Below are 18,637 nucleotides of genomic sequence, written 5' to 3'. Positions count from 1 at the left end.
AAAATGAGTCAAAAAATCAGAATAAAATTAAAATCTTACGATCACATGTTGGTAGACAAGTCTGCTGAAAAGATTGTAAAAACAGTAAAAACTACTGGTGCTGTTGTAACTGGTCCTATTCCGTTGCCAACTCACAAAAAATTGTTTACAGTATTGCGTTCACCGCACGTAAACAAAAAAGCTAGAGAGCAGTTTGAAGTAATGTCTTACAAGAGATTGATTGATATTTACTCTTCTTCATCAAAAACTATTGATGCTTTAATGAAACTTGAATTGCCAAGTGGAGTAGAAGTAGAGATAAAAGTATAATTATTTTATATTTTAACAAAAAAAGCGAAACAGAAATGTTTCGCTTTTTTTATGTTTAATTATGTTTTTTTTTATTATATTTCTTTTGGCATTAAATTTCGTAATACCTTGTTATTCGGGTGTTTTCATTTGTTTTCTGTCATTGATTGTGTGTTTCTTTTGACTGACAAATACTGCTTTTTACACTTGATTTTTTATTGTAAAATTTTTTGTTTTCTGTTTTTAGCTTTCTTTAATTGTGATAATGAGGGATTTAATTTTTGTAACTGTTTGGTATATTCGATTTTAATGTATACTTTTGCACTCCCTGTTTGAGAACAGCTGTTGTTTTTAAATTGAAGGGAGTTTTAGTAATTAATAATTAATATTTATGTCTGGGTTAATTGGTAGAAAAATCGGCATGACTAGTATTTTCGACGAAAACGGGAAGAATATTCCTTGTACGGTAATCGAAGCGGGTCCATGTGTTGTTACCCAAGTCAGAACCAAAGGTGTTGACGGGTATGAAGCGTTGCAACTAGGTTTCGATGACAAAAACGAGAAACATTCCACAAAAGCGGCTTTAGGTCACTTTAAAAAAGCTGGAACTGTAGCTAAGAAAAAAGTCGTTGAATTCCAAGATTTTGCAACTGAACAAAAATTAGGAGATCTTATTGATGTTTCTATTTTTGCTGAAGGTGAATTTGTAGATGTACAAGGTGTATCTAAAGGTAAAGGTTTCCAAGGGGTTGTAAAACGTCACGGTTTTGGTGGTGTTGGTCAAGCAACTCACGGTCAACACAACCGTTTAAGAGCGCCAGGTTCTGTGGGAGCTTCTTCTTATCCATCTAGAGTATTCAAAGGAATGCGTATGGCTGGACGTATGGGAGGAGACAATGTAAAAGTTCAAAACCTTAGAGTTTTAAAAGTGGTGGCTGAAAAGAACCTACTTGTTATTAAAGGATGTGTTCCTGGTCATAACAACTCTTATGTAATCATTCAGAAGTAATGGAAGCAAAAGTATTAGATTTCAACGGAAAAGATACTGGAAGAAAAGTGCAACTTTCTGATTCAGTATTTGGTATAGAGCCAAACAATCACGCAGTATATCTTGATGTAAAGCAATATCTTGCTAATCAAAGACAAGGAACGCACAAAGCTAAAGAAAGAGCTGAAGTTGCGGGAAGTACTCGTAAGATAAAAAAGCAAAAAGGTACAGGTACAGCCCGTGCTGGTAGTGCAAAAAACCCTTTATTTAAAGGTGGAGGAACTGTTTTTGGTCCAAGACCAAGAAGTTATTCTTTCAAATTGAATAAAAACTTAAAGCGTTTAGCAAGAAAATCTGCTTTTTCTATTAAAGCTAAAGAGTCAAACATTATCGTTCTTGAAGACTTTAATTTTGAAACTCCAAACACTAAAAATTTCATCAACGTTTTGAAAGCTTTAGAGTTAGAGAATAAAAAATCCCTTTTTGTATTGGGTGATTCAAATAAAAATGTATATTTGTCGTCACGTAATTTAAAAAGCTCTAGCGTTGTAAGTAGCTTAGAATTAAGTACTTACGCTATATTAAACGCTAATAATTTAGTGCTTTTAGAGAGTTCTTTGGAGATAATTGAAGAAAATTTAAGTAAATAATAGGATATGAGCATCATTATTAAGCCTATAGTAACGGAAAAAGTAACCAAAGAAAGTGAAGTTTTAAACCGCTTCGGATTCGTTGTTGACAGAAAAGCAAACAAAGTTCAAATTAAGAAAGCTGTTGAGGCTGCTTATGGTGTAACTATTGTTAGTGTTAACACAATGAATGTGAGACCAGATAGAACTACTAAATACACTAAAAGTGGTTTAATCAGTGGAAAGACAAATGCAATTAAAAAAGCGATTGTTCAAGTACAAGAAGGAGAAACAATTGATTTTTACAACAATATCTAAGATAAAATGTCAGTAAGAAAATTAAAACCTATTACCCCAGGTCAGCGATTTAGAGTTGTGAATGGTTATGACGCCATTACAACTGATAAGCCGGAACGCTCTTTGATAGCGCCGATAAAAAACTCTGGTGGTAGAAATAGTCAAGGAAAGATGACCATGCGTTATACGGGTGGTGGTCACAAGCAGAGATATCGTATTATTGATTTTAAACGTACTAAAGAAGGAATTCCTGCTACGGTTAAATCAATCGAATATGATCCAAACAGAACTGCATTTATCGCTTTATTAGCTTATGCTGATGGTGAGAAAACTTATATTATCGCTCAAAACGGATTGAAAGTTGGTCAGAAACTTGTTTCTGGTCCAGAATCTCAACCTGAGATTGGTAATACTTTACCTTTAAGTAGAGTTCCACTAGGGACTGTAATTTCTTGTATTGAATTGAGACCAGGTCAAGGTGCAGTTATTGCACGTTCTGCTGGAACTTTTGCTCAATTAATGGCAAGAGATGGTAAGTACGCTACAATCAAAATGCCTTCAGGTGAAACAAGATTGATCTTGTTAACGTGTTCTGCAACTATTGGAGCTGTATCTAACTCTGATCATCAATTAGTTGTTTCTGGTAAAGCTGGTAGAACTAGATGGTTAGGTAGAAGACCTAGAACAAGACCTGTAGCAATGAACCCTGTAGATCACCCAATGGGAGGTGGTGAAGGACGTTCTTCTGGTGGACATCCACGTTCAAGAAATGGAATACCAGCAAAAGGTTATAGAACACGTTCTAAGAAAAACCCGAGTAACAAGTATATCGTAGAACGTAGAAAGAAATAATAAGATATGGCACGTTCATTAAAAAAAGGACCTTTTGTTCATTATAAATTAGACAAGAAAGTTCAAGAAAATATTGCAGGTGGAAATAAAGGAGTGGTTAAGACTTGGTCGAGAGCTTCTATGATTACTCCAGATTTTGTTGGACAAACTATCGCAGTTCACAACGGTCGTCAATTTGTACCGGTTTATGTAACTGAAAACATGGTAGGTCACAAATTAGGAGAATTTTCACCAACTAGATCTTTTAGAGGTCATGCTGGAGCAAAAAATAAAGGTAAAAAATAAGAAGCAATGGGAGTTCGTAAAAGAGAAACAGCAGATGCAAGAAAAGAGGCAAATAAGTCTTTGGCCTTCGCAAAGTTAAATAACTGCCCTACTTCACCTAGAAAAATGCGCTTAGTAGCAGATCTAGTAAGAGGTCAGAAGGTAGAAAGAGCACTTAACATACTAAGATTTAGTTCTAAAGAAGCTTCAAGAAAATTAGAAAAATTGGTTTTATCTGTAATTGCTAACTGGCAAGCAAAAAACCCTGAAGCTAATATGGAAGAAGCTGGTTTATTTGTTAAGGAAATCCGTGTAGATGGTGGAATGATGTTGAAAAGACTTCGTCCAGCTCCACAAGGAAGAGCACATAGAATAAGAAAACGTTCTAATCACGTTACAATCGTGTTAGGGGCTATCAATAACACACAAAGCAATTCTTAAGCAGCATGGGACAAAAGACAAATCCAATTGGAAACAGACTTGGTATCATCAGAGGATGGGACTCAAACTGGTATGGTGGAAATGATTACGGTGATAAACTTGCCGAAGATCACAAAATCAGAAAGTATATCCATGCTCGTTTATCAAAAGCTAGTGTATCTAAAGTAATAATCGAGAGAACTTTAAAACTTGTAACCGTTACTATCACTACTGCTAGACCTGGTATTATTATCGGTAAAGGTGGACAAGAGGTAGACAAGTTGAAAGAAGAACTTAAGAAAATTACTGACAAAGAGGTTCAAATTAACATTTTTGAAATTAAAAGACCTGAGCTTGACGCGTATCTAGTTGCTACAAGCATCTGTCGTCAAATCGAAAGCAGAATTTCTTACAGACGTGCAATCAAAATGGCTATTGCTGCTTCTATGCGTATGAACGCAGAAGGTATCAAAGTTTTGATTTCTGGTCGTTTGAATGGTGCTGAGATGGCTCGTTCAGAGGGTTTCAAAGAAGGTAGAATTCCTCTATCAACTTTCAGAGCTGATATTGATTATGCTTTGGCTGAAGCTCATACTACTTATGGTAGAATGGGTATCAAAGTATGGATCATGAAAGGTGAAGTTTATGGAAAGAGAGATCTTTCTCCACTAGCCGGAATGGACAAAAAACAATCTGGTGCTGGAGGTAAAGGTGGTGATTCTCCAAGAGGAGATAGAAAACCTTTTAACAAAGGTGGAAAACCAGACGCTCGTAAACGAAAGTAATTTTTAAATTAAAGAAAAATGTTACAGCCTAAAAGAACAAAATACCGTAAGGTACAGAAAGGTAAAATGAAAGGGAACTCTCAAAGAGGGCATGAACTTTCTAATGGAATGTTTGGTATTAAATCTGTACATGAAGATGGAATGTTTTTAACTTCTCGTCAAATAGAAGCGGCTCGTATTGCTGCCACTCGTTTCATGAAAAGAGAGGGACAATTATGGATCAAAATATTTCCAGACAAACCAATCACAAAGAAACCTCTTGAGGTACGTATGGGTAAAGGTAAAGGTGCAGTTGAATACTGGGCAGCCGTTGTTAAACCCGGAAGAATTATGTTTGAAGTTGGAGGAGTACCTTTGTCAGTTGCTAAAGAGGCGTTACGTCTAGCAGCACAAAAGCTTCCAGTAAAAACTAAATTTGTTGTTGCAAGAGATTTCGAAGCATAATTTATACTATATTATGAAACAATCAGAAATAAAAAATCTTTCTGCAGCTGAGTTGCAAGAGAAACTTAGCCAGGCTAAGAAAACATATGCTGATCTTAAAATGGCTCACGCTATTTCACCAATTGAGAATCCACTTCAAATTAGAGGTGTGAGAAGAACTGTTGCAAGATTAGCTACTGAACTTACTAAAAGACAATAACTGTAGTCTGCTGAAAGATGGAAGAAAAAAGAAATTTAAGAAAAGAGAGAATTGGTGTAGTAACTTCAGACAAAATGGATAAATCTATTGTTGTTGCTGAAGTTCGTAAAGTAAAACACCCATTATACGGTAAGTTCGTGTTGAAAACTAAAAAGTATCACGCACACGACGAAATGAACGACTGTAACGTTGGAGATACTGTAAGGATAAGCGAGACTCGTCCTTTAAGTAAAACAAAATGTTGGAGGTTAGTTGAAATCTTAGAAAGAGCTAAATAATTATGGTACAACAAGAATCAAGACTAAAAGTAGCAGATAACACTGGAGCAAAGGAAGTTTTAACTATCCGTGTTTTAGGAGGTACCAAAAGAAGGTATGCCTCTGTTGGTGACAAGATTGTAGTTTCTATCAAAGATACTGCTCCAAACGGAAGCGTTAAAAAAGGAGCTGTTTCAACTGCAGTTGTTGTACGTACCAAAAAAGAAGTAAGAAGAGCCGATGGTTCATACATTAGATTTGATGATAACGCTTGCGTATTATTGAATGCTGCTGGTGAAATGAGAGGAACTCGTGTTTTTGGTCCGGTAGCAAGAGAACTTCGTGAAAAACAATTCATGAAAATTGTATCATTAGCACCAGAAGTGCTTTAATTCGTTTTAAGATGATAAAGCTAAAAATAAAATCAGGTGACATCGTTAGAGTAATTGCTGGAGACCATAAAGGTGCTGAAGGTAAAGTAGTAAGCGTTGATCGTGAAAAGAACAAAGCAATTGTTGAAGGTGTTAATATGGTTTCTAAGCATACGAAACCAAGTGCAAAAAGCCCTCAAGGTGGTATTGTAAAGAAAGAAGCTCCAATACAAATATCTAACATCTCTTTAATTGATCCTAAAACTAAGGAAGCAACAAGAGTAGGTATTAGAGTAGAAGGAGATAAGAAAGTAAGATTTTCAAAAAAATCTAATCAAGTACTATAGTAATGGCGTATATACCTAGACTAAAAGAAGAATATAAGAGCAGAGTAATTGCTGCTCTTAAAGAGGAATTCGGATACGTAAACGTAATGCAAGTTCCTAAATTGGACAAAATCGTTTTAAGTAAAGGAGTTGGTGCAGCTGTATCTGATAAAAAACTTATTGACTATGCAGTTGATGAGTTGACAAAGATCACTGGACAGAAAGCAGTTTCAACTATCTCTAAGAAAGACGTTGCGTCTTTTAAATTGAGAAAAGGAATGCCAATTGGTGCTAAAGTTACTTTGCGTGGAGAAAGAATGTATGAGTTTCTTGATAGACTTATTACTTCTGCATTACCTCGCGTAAGAGATTTCAGCGGAATTAAGGCTACAGGTTTTGATGGTAGAGGAAATTATAACCTTGGTGTTTTAGAACAAATTATTTTTCCAGAAATTGATATTGACAAAGTTAATAAAATCTCTGGTATGGATATTACCTTCGTAACTACCGCAAAGACTGACAAAGAAGCTAAGTCGTTATTAACAGAATTAGGTTTACCTTTTAAAAAGAACTAAGACATGGCTAAAGAATCAATGAAAGCCCGTGAGGTTAAGAGAGAAAAAACGGTTGCAAAGTATGCAGAGAAAAGAAAAGCTTTGTTAGAAGCTGGAGATTTCGTAGGTTTGCAAAAGTTACCAAAAAATGCTTCACCTGTTCGTTTACACAATCGTTGTAAATTAACTGGAAGACCAAGAGGTTATATGCGTCAATTTGGTATTTCACGTGTTACATTTCGTGAAATGGCAAATAACGGATTAATTCCTGGTGTGAAAAAAGCATCTTGGTAATAGCATAGTTTTGCTTTCAGATACAGACTTAACATTTGTTTAGTCTGTATCTTTAATATTTATAAATTGGTTTTAGGTTCAACAAATCGTTTGTTGAAAACCAAGACCGCAAATTAATACACATGTATACAGATCCTATTGCTGATTATTTGACAAGAGTTCGTAACGCTGTGGCCGCAAACCACAAAGTTGTTGAAATTCCTGCATCTAATCTAAAAAAAGAAATAACTAAGATCTTATTTGATCAAGGTTATATTTTGAGTTACAAATTTGAAGACAACGCTGTTCAGGGGTCTATCAAAATCGCTTTGAAGTATGATAAAGATACTAAAGAGTCTGTAATCAAAGATATTCAGAGAATTAGTAAACCAGGTTTACGTAAATATTCAAGTTCTGCTAATATACCAAGAATCTTAAATGGTTTAGGTATTGCTATTGTTTCTACTTCAAAAGGTTTGATGACTGGTAAACAAGCAAAGCAATTGAATGTAGGTGGTGAAGTAATTTGTTACGTATACTAATTTAAAGACTATAATAAGATGTCAAGAATAGGTAAAAATCCTATAATAGTTCCTGCAGGTGTTACTGTTGAAGTAGCAAACGGAATTATTACAGTTAAGGGAAAAAACGGTCAACTAACTCAGGAGTTTTCGGACGTTACTGTAACAGTTGAAGATGGTCAAGTTCAAGTTGACAGGTCATCTGATCATAAAGATCAAAGAGCAAAACATGGTTTGTATCGTTCACTTATCAACAACATGATAGTTGGTGTTACAGATGGTTTTACTAAATCGTTAGAACTTGTTGGAGTTGGTTATAGAGCTTCAAATCAAGGTCAAAAATTAGATTTAGCTCTTGGTTTTTCACACAATATTATTTTAGAGATTGCTCCTGAAGTTACTTTAGAAACTATATCTGAGAAAGGTAAAAACCCAATTGTAAAGTTAACATCATTTGATAAACAACTTTTAGGTCAAGTAGCTGCGAAAATTAGAGGTTTCCGTAAGCCAGAGCCATACAAAGGAAAAGGAGTTAAATTCGTGGGTGAAGTATTAAGAAGAAAAGCAGGTAAATCAGCTTAAAAAATAAGATTATGTCATTAACAAAACCTGAAAGAAGACAAAGAATTAGATTCAGAATTAGAAAGACAATTAGTGGTACTGCTACTAATCCAAGACTATCTGTTTTTAGAAGTAATAAAGAAATTTACGCTCAATTAATTGATGACGTAAACGGAGTTACTTTGCTAGCAGCTTCTTCAAGAGAAAAAGAAATAGGTAAGGGTACGAATATTGAAGTTGCTACAGCAGTTGGGAAATTGGTTGCTGAAAAAGCTTTAAAAGCTGGGATAGAAGTTGTAACTTTTGATAGAGGAGGTTACTTATATCACGGGCGTATTAAATCATTAGCAGAAGGCGCGAGAGCGGCTGGACTTAAATTCTAATATAGTATGTCTAATAGTAAATACAAAAATGTAGAGTTGGTAAAACCTAGTGGTCTTGAATTAAAAGATCGTTTGGTGAGTGTAAATCGTGTTACTAAAGTTACAAAGGGTGGTAGAGCTTTTGGTTTTTCTGCTATTGTAGTTGTAGGTGATGAAAACGGTGTTGTTGGTCACGGTTTAGGTAAGTCTAAAGATGTTTCTGAGGCTATTGCTAAAGCAGTAGAAGATGCTAAGAAAAATCTAGTAAAGATCCCTTTAAATGGTCAATCTGTACCTCACGAACAAAAAGGTAAATTTGGTGGTGCACGCGTATTTTTAATTCCTGCATCTCATGGTACTGGAGTTATTGCTGGTGGAGCTGTTCGTTCAGTTTTAGAATCAGTTGGTATACATGATGTACTTTCAAAATCACAAGGATCTTCAAATCCACACAACGTGGTAAAAGCAACTTTTGATGCTTTATTACAAATGAGAAGTGCTTATACTGTTGCAAAACAAAGAGGTGTTTCTTTAGAGAAAGTTTTTAAAGGTTAATACAAGGAAATTATGGCTAAATTATTAGTAAAACAAGTTAGAAGCAAAATCAACTGTCCACTTTCACAAAAAAGAGGATTGGAAGCTTTAGGTCTACGTAAAATGGGACAAGTTGTAGCGCATGATTCAAATCCTACAATCCTTGGTATGATAAATAAAGTTAAACACTTAGTTTCTGTTGAAGAAGCTAAATAACAAATACTGTTATGAATTTAAGTAACTTACAACCTGCTGAAGGTTCTACGCACAATCAAAATAAAAGATTAGGTAGAGGAGAAGGTTCTGGAAAAGGTGGTACCTCTGCAAGAGGACATAAAGGAGCAAAATCTCGTTCTGGTTATTCTAAAAAGATTGGTTTTGAAGGAGGGCAAATGCCACTTCAAAGACGTGTACCTAAGTTTGGTTTTACAAACATCAATCGTAAAGATTACGAAGGTGTCAATCTTGATACTCTTCAACTTTTAGTTGAAAATGGTATTGTTCAAGATACTGTTGATATGTCAGTTTATGTTGCTAACCGTTTGGCTACCAAAAATGAAATCGTTAAGATTTTAGGTAGAGGTGAATTGAAAGCAAAATTAAAAGTAACCGCTCACAAATTTACTGCTACTGCAAAAGCTGCTATCGAAGCTGCTGGTGGAGAAGCTATAGTAATGTAATTTTCTGTATAATATGAAGAAATTTATTGAATCAATAGGTAATGTTTGGAAAATTGAAGAACTAAAAAATAGAATTCTAATTACTTTCGGTCTTCTTTTAGTTTATCGTTTTGGTGCTCAAGTGACCTTACCAGGTATTGATGCAACTCAATTGGCTAATTTAGCCGGACAGACCAAAGAAGGAATTGGTTCAATTCTTGACATGTTTACTGGTGGTGCATTTTCTCAAGCTTCTGTTTTTGCACTTGGGATTATGCCATACATTTCTGCATCTATTGTAGTGCAGCTTATGGGAATTGCTATTCCTTATTTGCAAAAGCTTCAAAGTGATGGAGAGAGTGGTAGAAAAAAAATAAATCAAATCACACGTTGGTTGACAATTGGAATTACTTTAGTTCAAGGACCTACCTACATCTATAACTTATACAGAACTCTTCCTGGTAATGCTTTTTTATTAGGTTTTAATTCTTTTGAGTTTTTATTCTCTTCTGTTGTAATTCTTGTTACCGGTACCATTTTTGCAATGTGGCTTGGTGAAAAAATTACTGACAAAGGAATTGGAAATGGTATTTCATTATTGATTATGGTAGGAATACTTGCTAGATTGCCTCAAGCTTTTATGCAAGAATTCACTTCAAGAGTTTCAAATAACAATGGAGGACCAATGTTATTGGTTATTGAAATTATTCTTTGGTTGTTGGTGATTATTAGCTGTGTACTTTTGGTTATGGCCGTAAGAAGAATCCCTGTTCAATATGCTAGGCGTACAACGTCTGGAGATTTTGAACAAGATATGATGAATGGTAATAGACAGTGGATTCCTTTAAAGCTTAATGCTTCTGGGGTTATGCCAATTATTTTTGCGCAAGCAATTATGTTTATTCCTGCAGCACTAGCTGGTTTATCAGATTCAGATACTTCACAGTCAATAGTTGGAGCATTCAGTAATATGTTTGGTTTTTGGTATAATTTTGTATTTGCAACTTTAATCATTGTATTTACATTTTTTTACACTGCTATTACAGTTCCAACAAATAAAATGTCTGATGATTTAAAGAGAAGTGGTGGTTTTATTCCTGGTGTTAAGCCTGGTGTTGAAACTTCTGACTACCTTGATAAAGTGATGTCTTTAATTACATTCCCTGGATCAATATTTCTTGCTTTGATCGCTGTGTTCCCTGCGATAGTTGTAAGCTTGATGGATGTTCAACAATCATGGGCAATGTTTTTTGGAGGTACTTCATTAATTATTATGGTTGGTGTTGCCATTGACACTGTTCAACAAATCAATTCATACCTGTTGAATAAGCATTATGATGGATTAATGAAAAGTGGTAAAAATAGAAAAGCAGTAGCTTAATTTATGGCAAAACAATCAGCAATAGAACAAGACGGTTCAATCATTGAAGCATTATCAAATGCAATGTTCCGTGTAGAGTTAGAGAATGGACATATTGTAATTGCACATATTTCTGGTAAAATGCGTATGCATTACATTAAATTATTACCTGGTGATAAGGTTAAACTAGAAATGAGCCCTTACGATTTGTCAAAAGCGAGAATTACTTATAGATATTAAAGGATATTCAAAAATGAAAGTTAGAGCTTCAGTAAAAAAGAGAAGTCCCGAGTGCAAAATTGTACGAAGAAAAGGGAGATTGTACGTAATAAACAAAAAGAATCCTAGATTTAAACAAAGACAAGGATAATTATGGCAAGAATAGCAGGGGTAGATATCCCAAAAAATAAGAGAGGTGTTATTGCACTAACCTATATCTTTGGATTAGGTAGAAGTAGAGCTGTTGAGATTTTAGAAAAAGCTCAAGTTAGCCAGGACAAAAAAGTTCAAGATTGGAATGATGACGAGATCGGAGCAATTCGTGATGCTGTATCTTCTTTCAAAATTGAGGGTGAATTGCGTTCAGAAGTTTCTTTAAACATCAAACGTTTAATGGATATTGGATGTTATAGAGGTATTCGTCATAGAACTGGTCTTCCCTTAAGAGGACAAAGAACTAAGAACAACTCTAGAACAAGAAAAGGTAAAAGAAAAACTGTTGCTAACAAGAAAAAAGCAACTAAATAATAAGTAATATGGCTAAAGCAACAGCAAAAAAACGTAAAGTTATCGTTGAATCAACGGGTGAAGCTCATATTTCTGCTACCTTCAATAACATTATCATTTCTTTGACTAATAAAAAAGGTGAAGTTATTTCATGGTCTTCAGCTGGTAAAATGGGTTTCAGAGGTTCTAAAAAGAACACTCCGTACGCAGCTCAAATGGCAGCAGAAGATTGTAGTAAAGTAGCTCTTGAAGCTGGACTTAAAAAAGTTAAAGTTTATGTAAAAGGACCAGGAAACGGACGTGAGTCTGCTATTCGTTCTTTACACAATGGTGGTATTGAAGTTACTGAAATTATTGATGTTACTCCAATGCCTCACAACGGATGTCGTCCTCCTAAAAGACGTAGAGTATAATACTCAAATAATAATTATAGTATAACCTAGATTGAATTTCGATTATCGAAGGATTTGACCTGAATTCATAATCTCAATCTTAAACAATTTAAAATGGCAAGATATACTGGTCCTAGTACAAGAATAGCTCGTAAATTTGGCGAAGCAATTTTCGGTGATGATAAAGCATTCGAAAAAAGAAATTACCCTCCTGGACAACACGGGATGGCTAAAAAAAGAGGAAAAAAGTCTGAGTATGCTGTTCAGTTAATGGAAAAGCAAAAAGCTAAATATTCTTATGGAATTTTAGAAAAACAATTCAGAAACTTATTCGAAAAAGCATCAGCTACTAAAGGAGTTACTGGTGAAGTTTTATTACAATTATGTGAAGCAAGATTAGATAACGTTGTTTTTAGAATGGGTATTGCTCCTTCTAGAAGAGGTGCTCGTCAAATAGTTTCTCACAGACACGTTACTGTAAATGGTGAAGTTGTAAATATTCCTTCTTACCACCTTAAGCCTGGTGATAAAGTTGCTGTTCGTGAAAAATCTAAATCATTAGAGGCTATCGAACGTTCTTTATCTAATTCAAGTCATGTTTATGAATGGATTACATGGAATAGTGATCTTAAAGAAGGTACTTTTGTATCTGTTCCTGCAAGACTTCAAATTCCAGAAAACATTAAAGAACAATTAATCGTAGAGTTGTACAACAAATAATAATTGACTTAGTCGAAATTTATGGCAATATTTAATTTTCAGAAGCCCGATAAAGTTATCATGATCGATTCAACCGATTTTGAAGGTAAATTTGAATTTAGACCTTTAGAACCAGGATACGGATTGACCGTTGGTAATGCACTTAGAAGAGTTTTGCTTTCTGCATTAGAAGGTTATGCAATTACATCTGTTCGCATTGAAGGTGTAGATCATGAGTTTTCTACTATTTCAGGAGTTGTTGAAGACGTTACCGAAATTATACTTAATCTTAAGCAAGTACGTTTCAAACGTCAAATAGAAGATATAGATAATGAATCAGTTACTATTTCTGTTTCAGGTAAAGATCAGTTAACTGCTGGTGATTTTCAAAAATTTATTTCAGGTTTTCAAGTTCTAAATCCAGATCTTGTAATTTGTAATTTAGATAGCAAAATCAAACTTAATTTCGATTTAACTATTGAAAAAGGTAGAGGCTATGTTCCAGCTGAAGAAAACAAGAAGCAGAATGCTGCAATAGGTACTATTTTTACAGACTCCATTTTTACGCCTGTTAAAAATGTTAAGTATGCTATTGAAAACTTCCGTGTAGAGCAAAAAACGGATTACGAAAAATTAGTTTTTGAAATTAAAACTGATGGTTCTATTAATCCTAAAGATGCGCTTACTGAAGCAGCTAAAGTTTTGATTCATCACTTTATGTTGTTTTCTGATGAAAGAATTACACTCGAGGCTGACGAAATTGCACAAACAGAATCTTATGATGAAGAGTCATTACACATGAGACAGTTGCTTAAAACTAAGCTTGTTGATATGGATCTTTCTGTTAGAGCATTAAATTGCTTGAAAGCGGCTGAAGTTGATACACTTGGTGATTTAGTATCTTTCAATAAAAATGATTTAATGAAATTCCGAAATTTTGGTAAAAAATCTTTAACTGAACTTGATGAACTTGTTGCAGTTAAAAATTTGAACTTCGGTATGGACTTAGCAAAATACAAATTAGATAAAGAATAAACCACTTCGTATTTTGCTCTCCAAAGAGGATTGTAGCAAGATGAAGGTTTAAAAAAAACACGTCATGAGACACGGAAAAAAATTCAATCACTTAAGCAGACAGACAGCTCATAGAAAATCTATGTTAGCTAATATGGCTTGTTCTCTTATTGAGCACAAACGTATTAATACTACTGTTGCTAAAGCAAAAGCGCTTAAACAATTTGTTGAGCCATTAATAACAAAATCTAAAGCGGATACGACTCACAATCGTCGTATTGTTTTTGCTTACTTACGTAGTAAATATGCTGTAACTGATTTATTCAGAGATGTAGCTGCTAAGGTAGGAGACCGTCCAGGTGGATACACACGTATCATTAAAGTTGGAAATCGTTTGGGAGATAATGCTGATATGGCAATGATCGAGCTTGTTGATTTTAATGAACTTTACAATGGTGGTAAAAAAGAAGTGAAAAAAGCTAAAAGCCGTCGTGGTGGAAAAGCTAAAAAAGCTGATGAGGCTACTGAAGCTCCTGTTGCTGAAACGGATTCTACTACTGATACTGCTGAGTAATTATGAAAATAATGATTCAATAAAATCAAGGATAAACTATTTATAGTTTATCCTTTTTTTTTATCCTTTTTATAATTTTATAATTGATGTTATAAAGGGGTGAATAGTTGTACTTCTTCATGAAGTATTTATTATCAATACATGCTAACTTAGGTTAGTATATTACACAAACACTATACTAATGAAATACACAACACGACAATCTGCAATCCTTTTACTAAGTGATGGAACTATTTTTCATGGGAAATCAATCGGGATTAGCGGAACTACTTTTGGAGAAGTTTGCTTTAATACGGGCATGACTGGATATCAAGAGATTTTTACTGATCCATCATATTTTGGACAGTTAATGGTTACTACCAATGCTCACATTGGTAATTATGGTGTAAATGAAAACGAAGTAGAATCAGAATCTATTAAAATATCTGGTTTGATTTGCAAGAATTTCAGTTTCAACTATTCTCGAGCAGATGCTTCAGAAAGTTTGGAAGATTATTTCAAGAAGCAAAACCTGATTTGTATTTCGGATGTGGATACAAGAGCTTTAGTTAACTATATCAGAGATAATGGTGCCATGAATGCTGTCATTTGTACAGATGGAACAGCGGTTGAAGATTTAAAAGTAGCTTTGGCTAATGTCCCTGATATGAAAGGATTAGAGTTGGCTTCTAGAGTGTCTACTACTGTCCCTTACTTTTATGGAGACGAAAATTCAAAATATAAAATTGCTGCTTTAGATTTAGGTATTAAGAAAAATATTCTACGCAATTTTGCTAAAAGAGATTGCTATATCAAAGTGTTTCCATATGATGCCACTTTTGAGGATTTAAAGTCTTTCAATCCTGACGGTTATTTCCTTTCTAATGGACCTGGAGATCCGGAACCATTAGCAAGTGCTATTAAAGTTGCGAAAGATATTTTGGAGGCAAATGCTCCATTATTCGGGATATGTTTGGGACACCAAATAATTGGTTTAGCGAATGGGATTTCGACTTATAAAATGTTTAATGGGCATAGAGGGATCAATCATCCTGTTAAAAACTTAGTTACTGGAAAAGGTGAAATTACTTCGCAAAATCATGGTTTTGCAGTTAGTAAAGAAGATCTTGATGCTAACGATGCGCTTGAAATTACACATGTACATCTTAACGACGGAACAGTTGCAGGAATGCGTATGAGAAACAAAAATTGTTTTTCAGTTCAATACCATCCTGAGGCTAGCCCGGGACCACATGATTCTTCTTATTTATTTGATCAATTTATTGATAGCTTAAAGGGATAAATTTATTTTTATTTCGAATTAAAAAACGGGTTTGACATTTATAAAGTCAAACCCGTTTCTTGTTTCGTACTTTCAGTGAGAGATTAAAAATACAAGCAATTGACTTGACATGCTGTTTAAGTTGTTAAATTGATTCTTTGGAAATCAAATTATAACGTTTTCGTTAATAACATTCATTATTTTCATAAAATCATTCCAAAACTTAGAATATATTTGTAATGTAAAATTTAAAAAATTCAGTTTATGAGTATTATTATAAAAATTCACGCGAGACAAATTTTTGATTCAAGAGGGAACCCTACTATTGAGGTAGATGTAATTACAGATAATGGTGTATTGGGTAGAGCTGCAGTTCCATCAGGAGCTTCAACCGGAGAGCATGAAGCTGTTGAGTTACGAGATGGTGGTAAAGCGTATCTTGGAAAAGGAGTTATGAATGCAGTGAAGAATGTAAATACTGTAATTGCTGAAGAACTTGTTGGTGTATCTGTATTTGAACAAAATCAGATTGATCAAATGATGATTGACTTAGACGGAACTCCTAATAAATCTAGTTTGGGTGCCAATGCTATTCTTGGTGTTTCTTTGGCTGTAGCTAAAGCAGCGGCAAATGAACTTGGATTGCCATTATATCGTTACGTGGGTGGTGTTTCGGCGAATACGTTGCCGGTACCAATGATGAATATTATAAACGGTGGATCGCACTCTGATGCACCTATTGCATTTCAAGAGTTTATGATTTTCCCGGTGAAAGCAACTACTTTTTCACAAGCCATGCAAATGGGAACGGAGATTTTTCATAGTTTGAAAAAGGTTTTACATGATAGAGGTCTTTCAACAGCAGTAGGGGATGAAGGTGGTTTTGCACCAAATCTTGCTGGCGGAACAGAGGATGCTTTGGATACCATTAAAAAAGCAGTTGAAGCTGCGGGTTATTCTTTTGGCGATGAAATCATGATCGCTTTAGATTGTGCTGCTGCAGAATTTTATGTAAACGGAAAATACGATTACTCAAAGTTTGAAGGAGAGGCTGGTAAAGTAAGAACATCTGCTGAGCAAGTTGAATATTTAGCCGAATTGGTTGCTAAATATCCAATTATATCTATTGAAGATGGTATGGATGAAAACGACTGGGACGGTTGGAAATTGCTTACCGAAAAAATAGGCGACAAAGTGCAACTGGTAGGTGACGATTTGTTTGTTACCAATGTAGAGCGCTTGTCAACAGGTATTGAAAAAGGTATTGCGAATTCAATATTGATTAAAGTAAACCAAATTGGGACTTTAACAGAAACGATTGCTGCTGTAAATATGGCTAAGAATGCAGGATATACTTCGGTAATGTCACACCGTTCTGGAGAAACAGAGGATAATACTATTGCTGACTTAGCTGTAGCATTAAACTGTGGACAAATTAAAACAGGATCAGCCTCTAGGTCTGATCGTATGGCAAAGTACAATCAATTGTTGCGCATTGAAGAGGAATTGGGTACATCTGCTTATTTTCCTGGAAAGAATGCTTTTAAAATAAAATAATAGCTTTTTTGCTAAATGATGGAAAGCCATTCACTTTTTGTGAGTGGCTTTTTGTATAATATTTAACAATTTCATTCTGGTATTCTCTTTTTAATTAGTGTTAAATTTCATAGATTTGGGAAATTATTATTTTAAAAGTTTATTTCCAATTATATTATGTCAAAAATAGCCACATTAGAAATTGATGGAAAAAAGTTTGAACTTCCTGTTGTAGTTGGAAGTGAGAATGAAGTAGCCATTGATATTAACAAATTACGTGATTTATCTGGTATCATTACTATTGATCCAGGGTACAAAAATTCAGGATCTTGTAAAAGTGAAATTACTTTTCTTGATGGAGAATTAGGAATTCTTCGTTATAGAGGATATGCCATTGAAGATCTTGCAGATAAAGCTGATTTTCTAGAGGTATCTTATCTTTTAATTTTTGGAGAATTACCAAGTAAAGAACAGTTGGCTCAGTTTGAAACGGATATTAGAAAATATACCTTGGTAAACGAAGAGATGAAAAACATCATCGACGGTTTTCCAAAAACAGCTCACCCAATGGGCGTTTTATCTGCTTTAACTAGTGCTTTGACAGCATTTAACCCTAAATCGGTTAATGTTGATAATGAAAAAGAAATGTATGAGGCAGTTTGCAAAACCATGGGTAAATTCCTTGTGATTGCAACTTGGACGTACAGAAAAAGCATGGGTTATCCTTTGAATTATTATGATAATACAAAAGGATATGTAGAGAATTTCATGCGTTTGATGTTTGAATTGCCTACAGAGCCTTTCAAAGCAAATCCAATTGTTATTGATGCGTTAGACAAATTATTTATTCTTCACGGAGATCACGAGCAAAATTGTTCAACTTCTACGGTAAGAATGGTAGGTTCTTCTCATGCAGGATTGTTTGCTTCTATCTCAGCTGGAGTATCAGCATTATGGGGTCCGTTACATGGAGGGGCTAATCAAGCAGTACTTGAAATGCTAGAAGAAATTCATGCGACAGGTGGTGATGCAGATAAGTATATGGCTAAAGCCAAAGACAAAAATGATCCATTCCGTTTGATGGGATTTGGTCACAGAGTGTATAAAAACTTTGATCCAAGAGCCAAAATCATCAAAAAAGCAGCCAATGAAGTTTTAGCAACTTTAGGAGTTGAAGATCCAATTCTAGCTATTGCTAAAAAACTGGAAGAGTCAGCTCTAGAAGACGAGTATTTCAAATCTAGAAATTTATACCCTAACGTAGATTTTTATTCTGGAATTATTTACAGAGCTTTAGGCATTCCTACAGATATGTTCACGGTAATGTTTGCCATAGGACGTTTGCCAGGATGGATTGCACAATGGAAAGAAATGCGTGAAAATAAAGAGCCTATAGGTAGACCAAGACAAGTATATACAGGTCATCCATTACGCGATTTTGTTACCGCAGATAAAAGATAAAAACACTTTAAAAGCTTCACTATTTAGTGA

At 34.6% G+C, this 18,637-nt stretch carries 32 protein-coding genes; all 32 read left to right on the top strand.

Annotated features, from left to right (window positions below; translation table 11 throughout):
- Positions 1 to 3: 3 nt before the first annotated feature.
- Positions 4 to 309, top strand: coding sequence for a 30S ribosomal protein S10 (gene rpsJ, locus IQ05_RS13815; protein WP_007803605.1), 306 nt, complete (start codon positions 4 to 6; stop codon positions 307 to 309).
- 370 nt (positions 310 to 679) lie between these two features.
- Positions 680 to 1,297, top strand: a complete 618-nt coding sequence (gene rplC / locus IQ05_RS13810) for a 50S ribosomal protein L3 (protein WP_072945403.1) — start codon at positions 680 to 682, stop codon at positions 1,295 to 1,297.
- On the top strand, positions 1,297 to 1,926 hold the full coding sequence (gene rplD, locus IQ05_RS13805; RefSeq protein ID WP_144893904.1) for a 50S ribosomal protein L4: 630 nt from the start codon (positions 1,297 to 1,299) through the stop codon (positions 1,924 to 1,926). The genes rplC and rplD overlap by 1 nt, the downstream gene beginning before the upstream one ends.
- A 6-nt stretch (positions 1,927 to 1,932) precedes the next feature.
- Positions 1,933 to 2,223 (top strand): 50S ribosomal protein L23, encoded by a 291-nt coding sequence (gene rplW, locus IQ05_RS13800; RefSeq protein WP_073370568.1) that lies wholly within the window; start codon positions 1,933 to 1,935, stop codon positions 2,221 to 2,223.
- 6 nt (positions 2,224 to 2,229) lie between these two features.
- A complete protein-coding gene (gene rplB, locus IQ05_RS13795) occupies positions 2,230 to 3,054 on the top strand; it encodes a 50S ribosomal protein L2 (protein WP_144893902.1) in 825 nt (274 codons plus the stop codon).
- Positions 3,055 to 3,060: 6 nt separating this feature from the next.
- The gene (gene rpsS, locus IQ05_RS13790; protein ID WP_007136562.1) at positions 3,061 to 3,339 is read left to right on the top strand and encodes a 30S ribosomal protein S19; all 279 of its coding nucleotides are present in this window, start codon (positions 3,061 to 3,063) and stop codon (positions 3,337 to 3,339) included.
- A gap of 6 nt (positions 3,340 to 3,345) precedes the next feature.
- Positions 3,346 to 3,759, top strand: coding sequence for a 50S ribosomal protein L22 (gene rplV, locus IQ05_RS13785; protein ID WP_035668120.1), 414 nt, complete (start codon positions 3,346 to 3,348; stop codon positions 3,757 to 3,759).
- Positions 3,760 to 3,764: 5 nt separating this feature from the next.
- Positions 3,765 to 4,523 (top strand): 30S ribosomal protein S3, encoded by a 759-nt coding sequence (gene rpsC / locus IQ05_RS13780; RefSeq protein WP_035668118.1) that lies wholly within the window; start codon positions 3,765 to 3,767, stop codon positions 4,521 to 4,523.
- 18 nt (positions 4,524 to 4,541) lie between these two features.
- The gene (gene rplP, locus IQ05_RS13775; protein ID WP_007803637.1) at positions 4,542 to 4,967 is read left to right on the top strand and encodes a 50S ribosomal protein L16; all 426 of its coding nucleotides are present in this window, start codon (positions 4,542 to 4,544) and stop codon (positions 4,965 to 4,967) included.
- 13 nt (positions 4,968 to 4,980) lie between these two features.
- The gene (gene rpmC, locus IQ05_RS13770; protein WP_144893900.1) at positions 4,981 to 5,166 is read left to right on the top strand and encodes a 50S ribosomal protein L29; all 186 of its coding nucleotides are present in this window, start codon (positions 4,981 to 4,983) and stop codon (positions 5,164 to 5,166) included.
- Positions 5,167 to 5,183: 17 nt separating this feature from the next.
- Positions 5,184 to 5,444 (top strand): 30S ribosomal protein S17, encoded by a 261-nt coding sequence (rpsQ, locus tag IQ05_RS13765; RefSeq protein ID WP_086452759.1) that lies wholly within the window; start codon positions 5,184 to 5,186, stop codon positions 5,442 to 5,444.
- A gap of 2 nt (positions 5,445 to 5,446) precedes the next feature.
- Positions 5,447 to 5,815 (top strand): 50S ribosomal protein L14, encoded by a 369-nt coding sequence (gene rplN / locus IQ05_RS13760; RefSeq protein ID WP_026717863.1) that lies wholly within the window; start codon positions 5,447 to 5,449, stop codon positions 5,813 to 5,815.
- Positions 5,816 to 5,826: 11 nt separating this feature from the next.
- Positions 5,827 to 6,141: a 50S ribosomal protein L24 gene (rplX, locus tag IQ05_RS13755; protein WP_144893898.1), complete on the top strand. Its 315-nt coding sequence runs from the start codon at positions 5,827 to 5,829 to the stop codon at positions 6,139 to 6,141.
- 2 nt (positions 6,142 to 6,143) lie between these two features.
- A complete protein-coding gene (rplE, locus tag IQ05_RS13750; protein WP_086452757.1) occupies positions 6,144 to 6,695 on the top strand; it encodes a 50S ribosomal protein L5 in 552 nt (183 codons plus the stop codon).
- 3 nt (positions 6,696 to 6,698) lie between these two features.
- Positions 6,699 to 6,968 (top strand): 30S ribosomal protein S14, encoded by a 270-nt coding sequence (gene rpsN, locus IQ05_RS13745; protein ID WP_026707007.1) that lies wholly within the window; start codon positions 6,699 to 6,701, stop codon positions 6,966 to 6,968.
- 122 nt (positions 6,969 to 7,090) lie between these two features.
- Entirely contained in the window at positions 7,091 to 7,489 is a 399-nt protein-coding gene (rpsH, locus tag IQ05_RS13740) for a 30S ribosomal protein S8 (RefSeq protein WP_086452756.1), read from the top strand.
- Positions 7,490 to 7,507: 18 nt separating this feature from the next.
- Complete coding sequence (gene rplF / locus IQ05_RS13735) at positions 7,508 to 8,050, top strand: 50S ribosomal protein L6 (protein ID WP_086452755.1); 543 nt, start codon at positions 7,508 to 7,510, stop codon at positions 8,048 to 8,050.
- An 11-nt stretch (positions 8,051 to 8,061) separates the two neighbouring features.
- Positions 8,062 to 8,412 (top strand): 50S ribosomal protein L18, encoded by a 351-nt coding sequence (gene rplR, locus IQ05_RS13730; RefSeq protein ID WP_086452754.1) that lies wholly within the window; start codon positions 8,062 to 8,064, stop codon positions 8,410 to 8,412.
- Between the two features lie 6 nt (positions 8,413 to 8,418).
- On the top strand, positions 8,419 to 8,946 hold the full coding sequence (gene rpsE / locus IQ05_RS13725) for a 30S ribosomal protein S5 (RefSeq protein WP_035668102.1): 528 nt from the start codon (positions 8,419 to 8,421) through the stop codon (positions 8,944 to 8,946).
- Positions 8,947 to 8,958: 12 nt separating this feature from the next.
- Positions 8,959 to 9,141 carry a 50S ribosomal protein L30 gene (rpmD, locus tag IQ05_RS13720; protein WP_086452753.1) on the top strand — a complete coding sequence of 61 codons (183 nt, stop codon included), beginning with the start codon at positions 8,959 to 8,961 and terminating at the stop codon, positions 9,139 to 9,141.
- Between the two features lie 11 nt (positions 9,142 to 9,152).
- Positions 9,153 to 9,605 carry a 50S ribosomal protein L15 gene (rplO, locus tag IQ05_RS13715; RefSeq protein WP_086452752.1) on the top strand — a complete coding sequence of 151 codons (453 nt, stop codon included), beginning with the start codon at positions 9,153 to 9,155 and terminating at the stop codon, positions 9,603 to 9,605.
- A 13-nt stretch (positions 9,606 to 9,618) separates the two neighbouring features.
- Positions 9,619 to 10,965: a preprotein translocase subunit SecY gene (gene secY, locus IQ05_RS13710; protein WP_144893896.1), complete on the top strand. Its 1,347-nt coding sequence runs from the start codon at positions 9,619 to 9,621 to the stop codon at positions 10,963 to 10,965.
- Positions 10,966 to 10,968: 3 nt separating this feature from the next.
- Positions 10,969 to 11,184, top strand: a complete 216-nt coding sequence (gene infA / locus IQ05_RS13705) for a translation initiation factor IF-1 (RefSeq protein WP_007136545.1) — start codon at positions 10,969 to 10,971, stop codon at positions 11,182 to 11,184.
- 13 nt (positions 11,185 to 11,197) lie between these two features.
- Positions 11,198 to 11,314, top strand: coding sequence for a type B 50S ribosomal protein L36 (gene ykgO / locus IQ05_RS13700; RefSeq protein ID WP_008992256.1), 117 nt, complete (start codon positions 11,198 to 11,200; stop codon positions 11,312 to 11,314).
- Between the two features lie 2 nt (positions 11,315 to 11,316).
- On the top strand, positions 11,317 to 11,691 hold the full coding sequence (gene rpsM / locus IQ05_RS13695) for a 30S ribosomal protein S13 (RefSeq protein WP_144893894.1): 375 nt from the start codon (positions 11,317 to 11,319) through the stop codon (positions 11,689 to 11,691).
- A gap of 8 nt (positions 11,692 to 11,699) precedes the next feature.
- A complete protein-coding gene (rpsK, locus tag IQ05_RS13690) occupies positions 11,700 to 12,083 on the top strand; it encodes a 30S ribosomal protein S11 (protein ID WP_024981527.1) in 384 nt (127 codons plus the stop codon).
- 93 nt (positions 12,084 to 12,176) lie between these two features.
- The gene (rpsD, locus tag IQ05_RS13685; protein ID WP_086452749.1) at positions 12,177 to 12,782 is read left to right on the top strand and encodes a 30S ribosomal protein S4; all 606 of its coding nucleotides are present in this window, start codon (positions 12,177 to 12,179) and stop codon (positions 12,780 to 12,782) included.
- 21 nt (positions 12,783 to 12,803) lie between these two features.
- Positions 12,804 to 13,796, top strand: a complete 993-nt coding sequence (locus IQ05_RS13680) for a DNA-directed RNA polymerase subunit alpha (protein WP_086452748.1) — start codon at positions 12,804 to 12,806, stop codon at positions 13,794 to 13,796.
- A 64-nt stretch (positions 13,797 to 13,860) separates the two neighbouring features.
- On the top strand, positions 13,861 to 14,349 hold the full coding sequence (gene rplQ / locus IQ05_RS13675) for a 50S ribosomal protein L17 (RefSeq protein WP_144893892.1): 489 nt from the start codon (positions 13,861 to 13,863) through the stop codon (positions 14,347 to 14,349).
- Between the two features lie 181 nt (positions 14,350 to 14,530).
- Positions 14,531 to 15,631 carry a glutamine-hydrolyzing carbamoyl-phosphate synthase small subunit gene (gene carA, locus IQ05_RS13670; RefSeq protein WP_144893890.1) on the top strand — a complete coding sequence of 367 codons (1,101 nt, stop codon included), beginning with the start codon at positions 14,531 to 14,533 and terminating at the stop codon, positions 15,629 to 15,631.
- Positions 15,632 to 15,874: 243 nt separating this feature from the next.
- A complete protein-coding gene (eno, locus tag IQ05_RS13665; protein ID WP_144893888.1) occupies positions 15,875 to 17,167 on the top strand; it encodes a phosphopyruvate hydratase in 1,293 nt (430 codons plus the stop codon).
- Between the two features lie 156 nt (positions 17,168 to 17,323).
- Entirely contained in the window at positions 17,324 to 18,607 is a 1,284-nt protein-coding gene (locus IQ05_RS13660) for a citrate synthase (RefSeq protein ID WP_144893886.1), read from the top strand.
- The last annotated feature ends 30 nt before the right edge of the window (positions 18,608 to 18,637 follow it).

Source organism: Flavobacterium tiangeerense, from assembly GCF_007830355.1.
In the GTDB taxonomy this organism is placed as follows: Bacteria; Bacteroidota; Bacteroidia; order Flavobacteriales; family Flavobacteriaceae; genus Flavobacterium; species Flavobacterium tiangeerense.
Note: the sequence above shows the minus strand (reverse complement) of the source record. Positions and strands in the feature narration are given on the sequence as shown.

Excerpts from the sequence above, each read along its gene's own strand:
- rplO (WP_086452752.1), top strand. The coding sequence starts at position 9,153 with ATGAATTTAAGTAACTTACAACCTGCTGAAGGTTCTACGCACAATCAA.
- rpsC (WP_035668118.1), top strand. The coding sequence starts at position 3,765 with ATGGGACAAAAGACAAATCCAATTGGAAACAGACTTGGTATCATCAGA.
- rplD (WP_144893904.1), top strand. The coding sequence starts at position 1,297 with ATGGAAGCAAAAGTATTAGATTTCAACGGAAAAGATACTGGAAGAAAA.
- rpmC (WP_144893900.1), top strand. The coding sequence starts at position 4,981 with ATGAAACAATCAGAAATAAAAAATCTTTCTGCAGCTGAGTTGCAAGAG.
- IQ05_RS13680 (WP_086452748.1), top strand. The coding sequence starts at position 12,804 with ATGGCAATATTTAATTTTCAGAAGCCCGATAAAGTTATCATGATCGAT.
- IQ05_RS13660 (WP_144893886.1), top strand. The coding sequence starts at position 17,324 with ATGTCAAAAATAGCCACATTAGAAATTGATGGAAAAAAGTTTGAACTT.
- rplN (WP_026717863.1), top strand. The coding sequence starts at position 5,447 with ATGGTACAACAAGAATCAAGACTAAAAGTAGCAGATAACACTGGAGCA.
- rplV (WP_035668120.1), top strand. The coding sequence starts at position 3,346 with ATGGGAGTTCGTAAAAGAGAAACAGCAGATGCAAGAAAAGAGGCAAAT.
- rpsM (WP_144893894.1), top strand. The coding sequence starts at position 11,317 with ATGGCAAGAATAGCAGGGGTAGATATCCCAAAAAATAAGAGAGGTGTT.
- rpsQ (WP_086452759.1), top strand. The coding sequence starts at position 5,184 with ATGGAAGAAAAAAGAAATTTAAGAAAAGAGAGAATTGGTGTAGTAACT.
- eno (WP_144893888.1), top strand. The coding sequence starts at position 15,875 with ATGAGTATTATTATAAAAATTCACGCGAGACAAATTTTTGATTCAAGA.
- rpsH (WP_086452756.1), top strand. The coding sequence starts at position 7,091 with ATGTATACAGATCCTATTGCTGATTATTTGACAAGAGTTCGTAACGCT.
- rplF (WP_086452755.1), top strand. The coding sequence starts at position 7,508 with ATGTCAAGAATAGGTAAAAATCCTATAATAGTTCCTGCAGGTGTTACT.
- ykgO (WP_008992256.1), top strand. The coding sequence starts at position 11,198 with ATGAAAGTTAGAGCTTCAGTAAAAAAGAGAAGTCCCGAGTGCAAAATT.
- rplE (WP_086452757.1), top strand. The coding sequence starts at position 6,144 with ATGGCGTATATACCTAGACTAAAAGAAGAATATAAGAGCAGAGTAATT.
- rpsN (WP_026707007.1), top strand. The coding sequence starts at position 6,699 with ATGGCTAAAGAATCAATGAAAGCCCGTGAGGTTAAGAGAGAAAAAACG.
- carA (WP_144893890.1), top strand. The coding sequence starts at position 14,531 with ATGAAATACACAACACGACAATCTGCAATCCTTTTACTAAGTGATGGA.
- rpsS (WP_007136562.1), top strand. The coding sequence starts at position 3,061 with ATGGCACGTTCATTAAAAAAAGGACCTTTTGTTCATTATAAATTAGAC.
- rplP (WP_007803637.1), top strand. The coding sequence starts at position 4,542 with ATGTTACAGCCTAAAAGAACAAAATACCGTAAGGTACAGAAAGGTAAA.
- rplW (WP_073370568.1), top strand. The coding sequence starts at position 1,933 with ATGAGCATCATTATTAAGCCTATAGTAACGGAAAAAGTAACCAAAGAA.
- rpsK (WP_024981527.1), top strand. The coding sequence starts at position 11,700 with ATGGCTAAAGCAACAGCAAAAAAACGTAAAGTTATCGTTGAATCAACG.
- rplX (WP_144893898.1), top strand. The coding sequence starts at position 5,827 with ATGATAAAGCTAAAAATAAAATCAGGTGACATCGTTAGAGTAATTGCT.
- rplR (WP_086452754.1), top strand. The coding sequence starts at position 8,062 with ATGTCATTAACAAAACCTGAAAGAAGACAAAGAATTAGATTCAGAATT.
- rplC (WP_072945403.1), top strand. The coding sequence starts at position 680 with ATGTCTGGGTTAATTGGTAGAAAAATCGGCATGACTAGTATTTTCGAC.
- secY (WP_144893896.1), top strand. The coding sequence starts at position 9,619 with ATGAAGAAATTTATTGAATCAATAGGTAATGTTTGGAAAATTGAAGAA.
- rpsE (WP_035668102.1), top strand. The coding sequence starts at position 8,419 with ATGTCTAATAGTAAATACAAAAATGTAGAGTTGGTAAAACCTAGTGGT.
- infA (WP_007136545.1), top strand. The coding sequence starts at position 10,969 with ATGGCAAAACAATCAGCAATAGAACAAGACGGTTCAATCATTGAAGCA.
- rpsD (WP_086452749.1), top strand. The coding sequence starts at position 12,177 with ATGGCAAGATATACTGGTCCTAGTACAAGAATAGCTCGTAAATTTGGC.
- rpmD (WP_086452753.1), top strand. The coding sequence starts at position 8,959 with ATGGCTAAATTATTAGTAAAACAAGTTAGAAGCAAAATCAACTGTCCA.
- rpsJ (WP_007803605.1), top strand. The coding sequence starts at position 4 with ATGAGTCAAAAAATCAGAATAAAATTAAAATCTTACGATCACATGTTG.
- rplQ (WP_144893892.1), top strand. The coding sequence starts at position 13,861 with ATGAGACACGGAAAAAAATTCAATCACTTAAGCAGACAGACAGCTCAT.
- rplB (WP_144893902.1), top strand. The coding sequence starts at position 2,230 with ATGTCAGTAAGAAAATTAAAACCTATTACCCCAGGTCAGCGATTTAGA.